Source organism: Hymenobacter sp. YIM 151500-1, assembly GCF_025979885.1.
Lineage (GTDB): Bacteria > Bacteroidota > Bacteroidia > Cytophagales > Hymenobacteraceae > Hymenobacter.
On sequence record NZ_CP110139.1, the window covers coordinates 495,930 to 509,997 of the forward strand.

At 64.8% G+C, this 14,068-nt stretch carries 6 protein-coding genes and 1 pseudogene; 5 read left to right on the forward strand and 2 right to left on the reverse strand.

Annotated elements, in window-relative coordinates:
• Positions 1-8: 8 nt before the first annotated feature.
• Both OIS53_RS02010 and OIS53_RS02015 read left to right on the forward strand, forming a co-directional pair.
• Entirely contained in the window at positions 9-3,476 is a 3,468-nt protein-coding gene (locus OIS53_RS02010; RefSeq protein WP_264680721.1) for a PA14 domain-containing protein, read from the forward strand.
• A gap of 103 nt (positions 3,477-3,579) precedes the next feature.
• Positions 3,580-5,754: a glycoside hydrolase family 55 protein gene (locus OIS53_RS02015; RefSeq protein WP_264680722.1), complete on the forward strand. Its 2,175-nt coding sequence runs from the start codon at positions 3,580-3,582 to the stop codon at positions 5,752-5,754.
• A gap of 29 nt (positions 5,755-5,783) precedes the next feature.
• Here the strand turns inward: OIS53_RS02015 and OIS53_RS02020 are convergent.
• Positions 5,784-6,173 (reverse strand): annotated as a pseudogene (locus OIS53_RS02020) (IS5 family transposase); the annotation flags it as partial.
• Positions 6,167-6,544, reverse strand: coding sequence for a transposase (locus tag OIS53_RS02025; protein ID WP_264680723.1), 378 nt, complete (start codon positions 6,542-6,544; stop codon positions 6,167-6,169). The gene OIS53_RS02025 and the pseudogene OIS53_RS02020, both read right to left, overlap by 7 nt.
• Before the next feature lie 573 nt (positions 6,545-7,117).
• Between OIS53_RS02025 and OIS53_RS02030 the strand changes: the two genes are divergently transcribed.
• The 3 genes from OIS53_RS02030 to OIS53_RS02040 all read left to right on the forward strand — a co-directional run bounded on the left by OIS53_RS02030 (position 7,118) and on the right by OIS53_RS02040 (position 13,820).
• The gene (locus OIS53_RS02030) at positions 7,118-8,983 is read left to right on the forward strand and encodes a T9SS type A sorting domain-containing protein (RefSeq protein ID WP_264680724.1); all 1,866 of its coding nucleotides are present in this window, start codon (positions 7,118-7,120) and stop codon (positions 8,981-8,983) included.
• 105 nt (positions 8,984-9,088) lie between these two features.
• Complete coding sequence (locus OIS53_RS02035) at positions 9,089-11,638, forward strand: RICIN domain-containing protein (protein WP_264680725.1); 2,550 nt, start codon at positions 9,089-9,091, stop codon at positions 11,636-11,638.
• Between the two features lie 754 nt (positions 11,639-12,392).
• Positions 12,393-13,820 (forward strand): RICIN domain-containing protein, encoded by a 1,428-nt coding sequence (locus OIS53_RS02040; RefSeq protein ID WP_264680726.1) that lies wholly within the window; start codon positions 12,393-12,395, stop codon positions 13,818-13,820.
• The last annotated feature ends 248 nt before the right edge of the window (positions 13,821-14,068 follow it).

The following is a 14,068-nucleotide window of genomic DNA, read 5'->3' on the forward strand; positions in this document are numbered from 1 at the left end:
CCTTTCCTATGAAAGCCAACTTGCTCCCGGCAGTAGCGGGGCGCGGGCCGCTGCTGGCGGCCTTGCTGGCCCTGCCGCTGGCCTCCGCCGTCCGGGCCCAAACGCCCATCTCGTTTACCCTCGATAAGGCTTACACCACCAGCGCGGGCGTGTACCGGCCCGATGGCACGCTGGTGCGCACGCTCTGGCGCAAGGTGCCCTACACGGCCGGCGCCCACCAGGCCAGCTGGGACGGCCGCGACGACACCGGCACCGCCGTGGCCGCGGGCACTTACCAGGTAAAGGTGCTCACCCACAACCTGCGCTATGTGCCGGAGGGCCACATCGGCACCACGTCTGACCAGCAGAACAAGGCGGCCATGCACAACGCCTGGTTTCCGCCCTTCAGCCTGGCCCTCGACGGCAACACCGCCTATTATGTAAACGGCTACACCGAGGGCGGCAACAACCTGCACCGCTTTGACGTGCGCAGCCCCCACACCCAAACCGACGTGGGGCGCGTAGACCAGTTTACGGCCTTCGGGGCGGTGGCTACCGACGGCACCTGGCTGTACCTGGCCGACTACGACGGCGGCTACGGCGACGGCGCCAACCACACCTTCGTTATGGCGCTGAAAGCCAGCGACTATACCGAAGCCACCTTCGCCAACGGCCAGGAGCTGCGCCTGAACGGCAACCAGCCCAGCCAGCACTACCGCAGCGTCATCGACCTGGACCAGACCACAGGTGCCACCACGCACCCTACCGGCCTGGCCGTGCAGCGCACCGGCAACGTGCTGGCCGTGGCTCGCGGCGCCCTCAACGTGGTGCGCCTGTTCGATAAGCGGGGCGGCAACCTGCTCGGCACGATTACGGTGCCCAACCCCCGCGGCCTGGCCACGGCGCCCAACGGCGACTTGTGGGTGGCCACGGGTACCTCGGTGGTGCGCTACACCAACCTGGCGGGCGGCTCGCCCACGGTGGCCGCCACCATCGGCGGGCTTACCAACCCGCTGGCCGTAGCCGTGCACCCCACCAACAACGACGTGGTGCTGGTGGCCGACGGCGGCAGCAGCCAGCAGGTAAAGGCCTTTACCAGCACGGGCACCCCGCTCTGGACCTACGGCCAGGCCGGCGGCTACCAGACCAACGGCCCCGAGGTGCGCACCGACAAGTTCTGGTTTGACGTGAGCTGGGGTGCCAAGCCGGGCGCGGCGCTGGCCGTGCAGGCCGATGGCTCGTTTTGGGTGGGCGACGGCGGCAACCGGCGCACCCTGCACTTTTCGGCCAACCGTACCTACCTCGACCAGATTGCCTACGGCGGCGTAGACTACCGCGCCACGGTGGTGGACCTGAACAACCCCACGCGGGTGTTTCTGCGCCTGCTGGAGTACCAGGTCGATTACAGCAAGCCCATCGGGCAGTCGTGGACGCTGGTTAGGAACTGGGGCGCGGGCAACCTGGCGGCCGAGTACTTCGGCGACTTGTTCGGGCCTGAGCTGCGGGCGGTGCGCACCCTGCGCAACGGCCGCACCTACGGCTTTCTGCGCAACAAGGTGGTGGAGTTTACCGGCAGCCAGCTCCGCTTTACCGGCCTGACGGTGGACGGCAACAACGACTGGTTCAGCCCCGAGGGCAACCTCCACACCGCCAGCGCCGACCGGGCCCGCTGGACCACGCGCCGGCTCACCGGCTTCGGCAACAACAACAACCCGCAGTGGGAGGCCGCCACGGCGCTGGCCTCGGCCTCGGAGGGCAGCCGCGACCCATACCCGCGCTGCTGCAGCCTGGTGGGCATTCAGTCGCCGGTTACCAGCTCGGGCGTGCTGGTTTCGTTTGATAACTCCCTGAACAACGGCTGGCACCTGGGCGGGGTGAAAACCGGCGGCACCGACTGGCTCTGGAAGGCCAGCCCCACCGTAACCAGCAGCGTGCCGCTCGACGGGCTGGGCTCCTACAACATCGGCGACGGCGTGGAAACCGGTGGCAATAAGGTGGTGGCCAGTGGGCGCAACATCGTGTTCGGCTACCACGGCGAGTTCTACAACGGGGGCATGGCCAACCAGTTCATGCACTTCTACGACGACGGCCTGTTCGTGGGCCAGTTTGGGGGTGCCGATGGGGTAGGGGGCCTGTTGCCGGAGCTGGTGCAGGTGAACGGCGAAACCTACCTCTGGGTAAACGACCAAACCGGCCGCGGGCCGTTCCGCTGGCACCTGCAAGGCGCCAACGACATCCGGGAGCTAACCGGCAGCGGCCCCCTGGGCAGCCCCATTACGGTGGGTGCCCCCACGGCCTTGCGCACACCCGAAAACCCCACCGGCACCGCGGCCGGACTGGGCTACCAGTACTACCAGGGCCAGTGGACCGGCCTGCCCGACTTCTCCACCCTTACGCCGCTGGCCACCGGCACCACGAGCACCCCCGGCTTGTCGGTGCGCCAGCAGGACACAAACTACGCCCTGCGCTTTACGGGCTACGTGACCGTGCCCCAGGACGGCACCTACACCTTCTACACCGATTCCGACGACGGCTCGAAGCTCTACATCGGCTCGCAGCTGGTGGTGAGCAACGACGGCGCCCACGGCCCGCAGGAGCTGAGCGGCAGCATCGGCCTGCAAGCCGGCACCCACGCCCTGACGGTGACCTACTTCCAGGCCGGCGGCGGACAAACCCTGTCGGTAAGCTACCAGGGCCCCGGCGTGAGCAAGCAGACCATTCCGGCCAGCGCCTTGTCGTGGGGGCCCGGCAGCGGGGGCAGCACGACCGGCACGGGCTTACAGGCCACCTACTACAACAGCCCGGACCTGAGCGGCAGCGCCGTGCTCAGCCGGGTGGACGCGCAGGTGAATACGGACTGGGGCAGCGGCTCGCCCGGCACGGGCGTAACCGCGGACCGCTTCTCCGTGCGCTGGACGGGCCAGGTGCTGGCCCCGGTCAGCGGCACGTACACCTTCTCGACGGTTTCGGATGACGGGGTGCGGCTGTGGGTGAATGGCCAGCAGGTTATCAACAACTGGACAACCCACCCGCCCACCACCGACAACGCCCCCGGCATCAGCCTGACGGCCGGGCAGAAGGCGGATATCAAGCTCGAGTACTTCGAGAATACCGAGGGCGCCGTGTGCCGCTTGCAATGGGCCTATCCGGGCCAGGGCACCCAGGCTATTCCGCAAAGCCAGCTGTTTCCGGCGGCGGCGGGCACCCCCTCCAGCCGGCTGGCCAGCCGGGATGCCGGGGCCGCGCCGGCCTCGCTCACGGCCTACCCCAACCCCAGCCCCGAAGGCGACGCCACGCTCGTGCTGACGGCGGCGAGGGCCCAAACAGCCACCGTGCAGGTGCGTAACGCCCACGGCCGGCTGGTGCGCGTGTTTACCGTGCCCGTTCAGGCGGGCCCGACCGAGTTCCGCCTACCCGGTGCCCTGCCCAGGGGCACCTACTTCGTGCAAACCCGCCTCGACGGCCAGACCCGGCGCTTGGTTCTCCGGGTCGAGTAGGCTGACGCAGAAGCCGGCTGCCGGATGCGCCCTCGTTTCTATGGTCTTGCCCTTATCAACAACCTACAACCTAACCACTTACCAACTAACCTACAACCGCTCTATGCTGACACCTGCCTTTTTTTCTCCCGCGCGGCTAGCACTTGCCGCGGCCCTGCTGCTGGGCCGCGGCGCGGCCCGCGCCCAAGATAGTACGTTTCCGGCCGATGGCGGCGTTATCGACGTAACCAAGGCGCCCTACAATGCCAAGGGCGACGGCGTAACCGACGACACCCAGGCCATTCTGCGCGCCCTGGCCGACGAAAACATTGCCAACCAGCGCCGCATCGTGTACCTGCCCAAGGGCACCTACCTGGTGAGCGGGACGCTGCTGTGGCCCAAGGGCCTGAAAAGCGGCGACGACTACAAGCGCACCACCTTGCAGGGCGTCAACAAGGCCGGCACCATTATCCGGCTCAAAGACGGCGCCGCTGGCTTCGGCGACGCGGCCAGCCCCAAGCCCGTGGTTGATACCCAGCTCAACGCCGCCAACGGCTTTGAAAACACGATTTCGGACCTGACCGTGGACGTGGGCCGGCGCAACCCCGGCGCCACCGGCATCAAGTTCAACTCCAACAACGGCGGCGGGGTGTACAACGTGCGCATCAAGTCCTCGGACCCGGCCAAGGCCGGCGTAGCGGGCCTGAACCTGGGCTACCCCCGCAACGGGCAGCACCTGATTAAGAACGTGGCCGTGGATGGCTTCGACACCGGCATTATCACCGGCTCGGACAAGATTAACAGCGTGGTGCTGGAAAGCATTGACGTGCGCAACCAGCGGGTGTGCGGGGTTTACAACTACTTTCAGGCCGTGACCATCCGCGGCCTGCGCAGCACCAACGCCGTGCCGGCCGTGCGCAGCGGCGGCAACGCCATGAGCCTGCACCTGCTGGATGCCGTCATTACGGGCTCGGGCAATGCCAGCACGCGCACGGCCATCGAAATCTTCAACACCGACCCCGACCAGTACGGCGGCATCCGGGCCACCATGCAAACCTTTCTGCGCAACATTCAGGTGACGGGCTACCAGCACTCGGCCATCAGCTTCAACAAGGTGCGCTTTGGCGTGGATACCCTCGACGGCAACATCACGGAATACGTGTCGCACGGGGTGTACTCGCTGTTTCCCGGCAACGCCACCCGGTCGCTGGGCCTAGCCGTGCGCGAAACGCCCGCCGTGGCCTGGGGCACCCCCACCGATACCGCCGACTGGGTGCGGGTCCGGGGCTTTACCGGGGCCGCTATTCAGGCCGCCATCGACCGGGCCGGGGCCCAGACCGTGTACCTGCCCAACGGCACCTATACCGTTACCCAGCCCATTATCATTCGCGGCTCGGTGCGGCGCATCATCGGCCTGCGCGCCCTGCTGCAAGGAGCGGCCAGCCCCACTTTCCGGTTCGAGAACGGCACGGCTCCTGCCGTGGTGGTGCAGCACCTGAACTTCCCCAGCCTCGAACACGCCGCCAGCCGCACGCTGGTGGTCCGCAACAGCCAGATGGGCCTGTACAGCAACACCGGCCGCGGCGACATCTACGTGGAGGAGGTGATTGGCGGGCACTGGCGCGTGAGCAACCAGCGCCTCTGGGCCCGCATGGTTAACCTCGAAGACCAGTTCAGCGCCCAAACCAAGCTGGTCAACGACGGCGGCACGGTGTGGATTCTGGGGCTGAAAACCGAGCACCCCGGCGTGGCCGTGGAAACCACGGGCGGCGGCCGCACCGAAGTGCTGGGCGGCATGATTTACAACAACGGAGGGGCCAAAGCCACGCCGGCCTTCATCAACCGGGAGTCGACGGTGTCGCTGGCCGTTTCGGCCTACGGCGCCGGCAACGCCGTGTACCAGGACCTGGTGGTGGAAACCCGCAACGGCGTCACGGACACGCTCCGGCGGGCCGACGTGCCCCTGCGCGACTTGGCCGGCACGCTGCCCCTGTACGTGGGCGGGCCGGTGGGCACCACTACGGCCACGCAAAGCGCCGCCCCGGCCGCGGCTACCAGCCTGGCCGCTTACCCCAACCCCAGCGCCGGCCACCCCACCGTGGTGCTGACGGCCCGCCGGGCCCAGACGGCCGTGGTGGAAGTGCACAACGAGCGGGGCAAGCTCCTGGGCCAGCACCGTGTGGGGTTGCGCGCCGGCCGTACGGAGTGCCGCTTGCCCGGCATTCTGCCCCAGGGCATCTACTACCTCAAGGCCCGCATTGATGGGGAAAACCGGAGCTTCACGCTGCAAGTGGAGTAACTCGGCCAACTAGGGCATACGGACAATTGCTAGCACCAGCAGAGGGCGGCAAAGAAGTGGAGGAAGCCCAAGAAGCTGCAGGCGGTCTTGTCGTAGCGCGTGGCTAGGCGGCGAAAATCCTTGAGGCGGTTAAAAAACCGTTCGATCCGGTTGCGTTGGCGGTAGCGGGCCCGGTCAATAAGCCGGCAATACGTGCGGTTTTTCTTGCTGGGAATGACTACTTCGGCCCCCCGCTGCACTACCGCTTCGACAATGACATTGGTATCGTAGCCCTTGTCAGCTAGCACGAAGTGCACCGGCCCGACGGCGTCGAGCAGCTCCAAAGCCCGGCAGCAGTCGGCTTGCTGGCCGGGCCCGAGCAGCAGCGCGTGCGGCCGGCCCCGCTCGTCGACGGCCGCATGCACCTTGGTCGTCAGTCCGCCGCGGCTGCGCCCGAGGGCCTCGTCACCGGCGCGTTTTTTTTCACCTGCCCGCTGGCGCGCTGATGCGCCCGCAGGATGGTCGAGTCAAGTAGCACCGACTCGAGTTCCGGCACGCGCACGGCCGTGAACAAGCGCTGCCAGGTGCCTTTTTGCGCCCAGCGCAACGCCCGCTTGCGGATCGTGTCGTGCTTGCCAAAGTGCTCAGGCAGCACGCGCCACGTGCCGCCGTGGCGCATCACCCATAGCACCGCATTCAAAAACAAGCGGTTATCGGCCGCCGTGCGACCTACGTCGCCAGCCTTACCGGCCAGATGCGGCGCCAGCTTCGCCCACGCCGCTTCACTCAATTCATCTCCGGTCAGGCCCATGCACGCAAAGATAATTGTCCGTATGCCCTAGGGGCCGGGGCCGACCCGTGAATTCTGCCCCGGCTCGGGTGCGCCGCTTCGGCTGCTTCCGTAGGGCTTTACCTCGCGCCAGCCGCTCAGTCGCCGTATCGGTGCGCCGGGCGGCTGGCGTAATTATAGCCAGTAAGCAAGCTCCTGACGCGCTACAGTAGTGGCAGCGCACTATTATACAATCCGGTGGCGGCTGGCCTCCAATTAGTTGGAGGCAGGCTGTGCATAACTACGAAATAAAGTAAGTCAGGGCTCCTGGCGGCTGATTTCGTGGTAGGACCCTGCAACCAAAAAACTTGATTTTTCCTAGTGTTTACACGGCTACGTTGCGCTTTACCAGCAGCATCCGCTACAGCCTGCCCGGTGCGGGCTAGGCCCCGGCCCCCGGCTGCCCGTTCGGCTGGGGCAGCCCAGGGGCGCGTCGCTACTGGGGCCTGACGCGGCAGCAACGAACGCCAACTACTTCCAAGACAACACACTCCCTTTTCCACTACCAATCTTCCTCCCATGAGAAAAGCACTTTTACTTCTTGCTCTTACTGGTTTGGCGGCTTTACCCGCTCAGGCCCAGCGCGACCCGCTGCTATGGCCCTTCGACAAAACCTCTATCTGGAACATGCCCCTGCACAACAATGCGGTGTATGTGCCGGCGGGCTTGAAAGCCCCTACCAGTTGGGTGGTGACGGCCGAGGAAGACATTATCATTATGACCCCCAACGCCCCGGCCACGCCGGTTTACCAGAACTGGGCCGGCTGGGACCGAAGCAAGTCGCCCTGCGCCAGGGAAGGCAGCGTGCTGGCCACGGTTCCGATTCCGGCAAATTTCTTCGTCGACCGGGCAGAATGCTGCACGCCCAACAACTGCGCGGCCATTCTGACGAGCGACGGCAGCACCATCTGGCAGGGGCTGCCCTTTTACCGGTGCAGCGGCTCCAGCTACGCCACGGTCAACTACGCCAGTGGCACCTACAACTGGGACGGCGTGCGCAACACTCTGACCGGCGACGGCCGCAATGGCTCCCACGGGGCGTCGGCTATGTCGGCGCTGGGCGGCGTCATCCGGGTGGGGGAGCTGCGGCCCGGCCGCCGGATTCCGCACGCCCTGAAGCTGGTCATCGGGGCCATGTACCTGTACTACAACGCCCAGGACGCTACCAAAGGCTACCGCTGGCCCGCCTACGCCGCCGACTCATACGCGGCTTCAAACTACAAAGGCACCGTGCCGGCTCTGGAGATGGGGGCATTGCTGGCCCTGCCGCCGTCGGTGTCCATTGCCTCACTGAACCTGGAGTCGGAGCCCGGCCGCATCGTGGCCCAGGCCCTGCAAGAGTACGGGGCCTACGTGGTGGATGAGACCGGCGGCAGCGACGTGTTCCATATTGCTTTCGAAAGCGGGCCCGCCGGCAGTGCGGGCGAGGAGTTCCGGGCCAACTTCGGCTACTACCCCTGGCAGCAGGGCACGGGCACGCCCTGGGCCCGCGACATCATCAAGATTTTCACCAAGCTGAGCGTGGTGAGCAACAACGACGCCGGCACCATCGGCGGCGGCCCCACCACCGACTTCGCCAACCGCCGCGCCCCGATGGCCTGCGACTGTGGCACCCCCGGCACCGGCCTGGCCTGCCCGGCCAGCCTGGTTCTGAACGGCAGCTTCGAGCAGAACTCGCCTACCGCCACCCCGCCGGGCTGGACCAGCTACGGCGCCACGCCGGCCGCGGCCTACACCGAGAGCCACGGGGGCAGCGCCGCCGGCACCTACCACCTGACGCACTACAACGGGCAGTCCGGCACCTGGAGCGTGTTTACCTCGCAGGTAATCCGCAACCTGCCCAACGGCACCTACACCGTGCGGGCCAAGGCGCGCAAGTCGGGCAGCGGGTTTGCCTCGGCCTGGCTGGAGGCCAAGAACTATAGTACGAGCGGCAGCCGGGCCAGCGTGAACATCCCGACGGCAGCGGGCTACCAGACCCTGGAGCTGCCGGGCCTGCTCGTAACGAATGGCCAGCTGGAAGTTGGTTTGTGGACCGACGTGCGCAATGGCAGCAACTGGCCCTTCGTATACCTGGATGCCGTGGAGCTGGTAAGCACTGGCCCTGCCGCTCCCATCGCCGCCCGCTCAGGCGCAGCTACCACCAGCACACCAGGGGCTGGTGAGGCCGCGGCCGCCCTCAACGTCTTCCCCAATCCCAGCCTCGATGGGCGGGCCACCTTGCACCTGACGGCGCAGCAGGCCCAGCGGGCCACGGTGCAGGTGTATAACCAGCAGGGCCAGTTCGTCAGCCTGCTCACGGTGCCCCTGCGGGAAGGCCAGACCGAGTTTCGCCTGCCGGCCATGCTACCGCCGGGTACCTATTATCTGAAGGCCCGCCTCGACGGCCAGCCCCAGCAGTTTACGCTGAGGGTGGAATAAGGCCTCCGAAGGAGGTAGTCACTGGCTTATGTACCTGAGCTTCAGAGGCTGCGTGGTGCGGCGGTCTGTTTTCTTTTTTTTTTTTAACCTTCCAGCAGTTTTCATATGACGCGGTATTTCTGCTTACTCTGCCTGCTTCTGCTATGGCCCCTTGCTTGGGCGGCTCAGGCCCAGCCCGCCCCGCGCGACTTGCAGGGCAACATCCTGACCCTCAAAGACACCAACTACCCCGTGCCTGGCAGCGGAGCTTACTTCGTTTCGCCCCAGGGTTCCGACCAGAACCCCGGCACGCTGGCCCAGCCCTGGCGCAGCTTCACGCACGCTCTTACGGCGGCGCCCAGCGGGGCCACCATCGTGTTTCGGGCCGGCACCTACCGCCCCAGCCCCACACAAACCGACCGCAGCCGCATGGGGGCCGTCAATAAGCGCCTGACCTTGCAGCCCTACCCCCACGAGCAGGTGTGGGTGAAGGGCAGCGAGGAAGTAACGGGCTGGGTGGCCGATGGCACGGCCTGGCGCCACAACAACTGGCCCTACAGCTTCGGCAAAAACGCCGGCGACGAAAACCTGGAGCCCGGCTACCCCCAGGCCTTTCTGCGCGACATGGTGTTTGTGGATGGGCGGGCCCTCGCGCAGGTAACGCGGCGGCAGGACGTAACAGCCGGCACGTTTTACGTGGACCCGGCGGGCCGCGCTATCTACCTGGGCGACAACCCAGCGGGCAAAACCGTGGAGTCGGCCGCCATGGAGCGGGCCCTGTGGATGGGCTGGGGCTACACCGAGGCGGCCGGCACCGTGGTGCGGGGCCTGGGCTTCGCCCACTTCACCGAGCTGGCCATGGAGTTTGCCGCACCCAACATCGTGCTCGAAAACAACACCTTCGTGTGGAATGCCAGCATCGGGGCGCAGCTGCTGGGCAGCGCCCCCGGCAGCAACTCGCGGGCCGGCACCGCCCTCAACTGCATCGTCCGCGGCAATACGTTCAGCTACAACGGCCGCAAAGGGTTTGATGCCTCCATGGCCCACGGCCTGCTGCTGGAAGACAACACCTTCACGTACAACAATATTGAGCGCTTCAATGGGGGCTGGGATGCGGCCGGCCTGAAAATAACCGGCCTCGACGACATGGTGTTCCGGCGCAACCGGGTGGAAAACAACTACTCCATGGGGCTGTGGATGGATATTGGGGTGCGCCGGGCCCAGATTCTGCACAACACGGTACTGCGCAACGGCATCATTGGCATTTTCTTCGAGATTTCCGACGGAGCACTCATTGCCGGCAACCTGTGCGTAGGCAATGGCGAATCGGGCATTCAGATTTCCAACTCGGCCAACGCCCGCATCTACCACAACACCCTCGTCGACAACGGCCGCGCCCTGGTGATAAACGAAACCGAGCGGCCCGGCGCGGGCAAAACGGAGGAATACAGCGGCCAGGGCATTTTGCTGCCCAACTGGGTAACCCAGGGCAACGTGGCCAAAAACAACATTCTGGCCAACGGCGGCACCGTCCGCAACCTCCCTTCCTGGCAGGTACAGGACGTGCTCGACGTATTCAACTGGCCCCTGAACCCGGCCGACCCGCCCATGGTCACGGCCCTCGACTACAACCTCTACTACCGCACCAGCGCCACCCAGCCCACCGCCCTGGCCCGCTGGACCGAGGCCCGCACCGGCGACAATCGGGAGCTGCCTGGGCTGGCCGCGCTACGCCAGCGTGTGGGCGTGGAAGCCAACGGCCGCAGCCTGGACAACCAGCCCCTCACGGCCCTGTTTCTCGACCCGGCTGCTGGCAACTACCAGCTCAGCCCCAGCTCACCGGCGCGGGGCGCCGGCCAGGCCCTGCCGCAGGAGGTAGCCCAGGCCCTGGGCGTGCCGACTGGCGTGGCGGTAGATATAGGGGCCTACCCGCAGGCGGCCGCTCCCGTAGCCGATGGCGTGTACACGCTCACGGCCCGGCACTCGGGCAAGCGCCTGGACGTGTACGGCGCGGGGCGGGGCGACACGGTGCGCGTTATTCAGTGGGAAGCCACGGGCGGGCAAAATCAGCAGTGGCGCGTGCAGCACATGGGCCAGGGCTACTACCAGCTGACGGCGGTGCATTCGGGCAGGGCTCTGGACGTGGCGGGCTCTAACCCCAACGACGGCGCCAAGGTGCAGCAATATACCGCCAACAACACTGACGCCCAGCGCTGGAAGCTGGAAACCACCGCCGACGGCTTCTACCGCCTAATCAACAAGGCCAGCGGCAAGTGCCTGGACGTGGCGGGGGGCGCAAACGCAACGGCCAACGGCGTGCGGGTGCAGCAGTGGACCTACTACGGCAACCTCAACCAGCAGTGGCAGCTTCAGGCGGTGGCGGGCAGCCCCGTAACCAGCGCCGCATCGGCGGCCACTGCTCCGGCAGCTACGCTCAGCGTCTTCCCCAACCCCTCACCTGATGGGCAGGCCACCTTGCGCCTGACGGCCCAGCAGGCGCAGCGGGCCACGGTGCAAGTGTATAACCAACAGGGGCAGTTTGTGAGCCTGCTCACCGTGCCCCTGCGTGAGGGCCAGACCGAGTTCCGCCTGCCGGCCATGCTGCCGCCGGGCACCTACTACCTCAAAACCCGCCTCGACGGCCAAGCCCGGCAGTTTACGCTTAAAGTCGAGTAGCGCGTGCTGCGGGGCAGGAGCCGGTGAGCTTTTCCGACCCTGTTACTGGCGGGGTATAAGTGCGCTTTGCACCATTTCCGCTGGCTGCGCTGGCCTCAGGTGGGCGCCGGGCGTTGGGCAACCGGTGAGGCGCGTGGGTGCAGGTACCAGTCATCCCCTTATCGGTAAGCTGCCTCTCGACCGCAGCCGGCTGCCCGCCGGAGCCTGCCTTCTGCACCAACGTACGCCCCTACCGGCATTAGGCAAGAGCTATGCTTGCAGCATGGGTAGGACGCATCTGGAGTTGGTACACCAAAAAGCATCTTCTATGGCTCAGCCGTAGGGGATGCTTTTTTAATAACCTATGATGACTGAATCATTTTAGGTGATAGTATAATTTCAGGTAAAAATTAAATTTATGCCATGTATGTGTTATGTGCAAAAAACGATATGTAGTAGGTACTGTTTGCCACTGCTCCAATATATTGGAGCAAGCTTTGAAATAGTAGATAAAAGCTGACTTTCCGCAAAGGCACCTTGCCAGATGATAAATGGGTAGGAATAGGTATAGAGCAATAAATAACCATCTGCTGATCAGTTGACTAGAACAGGTGGCAGCCTGATAAGTAGGTGGGTAGGTTGGCCCGGCACAGTGGTTGTATTCCAGCTTATCAGAATCAGGCTCGTCGTTGTAAAATTCAAAAATGAGCTTCGTCCGCCTGATTCGTTAAGTCCCCTTTTCCACAACCTTCTTTTCCAACCTAACCCTTACCACGTGAAAGATTTTCTGCAACGGACTCTCCCGTCCCGAGGCCGCTGGCTGCGCACCTCGTACGCTACTGCGGTAGCCGCTCTGCTGTTTACCAGCTGCTCGAAACCAGAAGCGGAGCCGGCTGCTGTGCCGGACAACAGCACGGGTAGCAGCACGGCCATAGCCGGCGGCTTAGTTACCGATGGTGTGTATACGCTCACCACCAAGCTGGTGCCCAGCAACGGCGGGGCCAGCCAGCGCCTGGACGTGGCCGGCGGCACCGACCAGAACGGCCAGCAGGTGGGCGTGTGGGACCAGAACAACCTGGCCCCGCAGAGCTGGCGCTTTGTGCACCAGGGCGGCAACATCTACACCATCACCAGTCAGGTCGGGCAGAAAAACAAGGTGCTGGACGCCAATAACAGCGACGGCGGCATCAAGCAAGCCTCCCGCGTGTCAATTTACGCCTCCAGCCAGCGCTGGCTGCTGGAGGATGCCGGCAGCGGCTACTTCTTTCTCACGCCCGAAGCCGTGCGCAACCAGAGCCCCAAGCTGCGCCTGGACGTAGCGGGCGGCAAGTCTACGCGCGGTACCTACACCAACGTGCACATCTGGGCCGACAACGGCTGGGACGGGCAGAAGTGGAAGCTGGAAGCCGTAGCCGGCGGTGGCGGCACCACGCCCGGCACGGGTACGCCACCGCCCAGCACCGGCGCCGTGAGCGGCCCCCCGGCCGGCTCGGGCTCCTGGACCAAGACCTTCGAAGATAACTTCGACTTCTTTGACTCTAACAAGTGGACCAAGGCATGGCCCAGTGGCAACGGCAATGCGGCTTCGGCTACGTTCACCGGTAAGCGAATCGATACCTACTACCAGGCCGACGGTGCTCATATCTCAGTAGCCAACGGCAAGCTCTACATCAAGACGGAGCGCAAGGCGCAAGGAGGCCTGCAATTTACCTCCGGCGTAGTTACCACAGCCGGTACTCCCAATCCTTTCCTACAGAAGTTCGGCTACTTCGAAGTGCGCATGAAACCTGCTTCTTCGCCCGGCAATGACCCATGCTTCTGGGCTTTCCCGTTGAGTAAGCCTGCCGACAACACATACAAAGAGCTGGATTTTGCCGAATTTGGTGGCAAACGTGGGGCAGTGGCACTGACGTCGCACATGCCGTTTGTGAAGCCTGCCCCCACATTTTCAAAGCTAGGTACCTACACCGACACCTTCCGCACCTACGGCGTACTGTGGGAATCCGGCAAGGCTACACTGTACATCGACGGCGTACTCCAGGGTAGCATCTCCGGCAACATCGTAGACGAACAAGGGGTACTTATCCTTTCTGACGAGGTACGCAACGTGGGCGACCAAGACGGTTGGTTCGGCAACAGCAATAACTTCCAAGGCCCCATATTCACCGAGGTGGAGTGGGTGCGCGTGTGGCGCCGCAGCTAAACCAGATATCCGGGCCCGGTGTGCCACTCCGGCGGCGCACCGGGCCCTGGCTTGGAGCCAGGCTTGCTCGTTTCTGCCGCACGAGTCACTACGCAAAAATGGGCTTCCTGTAAAAGAGAAACCGGTCTACAAGCAAAAAAGAAGAAGCCGCCTTTCCTGCTTGGAGAGGCGGCTTTTTCTTTTTTCGGAGGCAGCTGATTGGGCGGCGGTATAAAGCGTGGCGGCACAAACCAGCCGAAGCGTAGTCA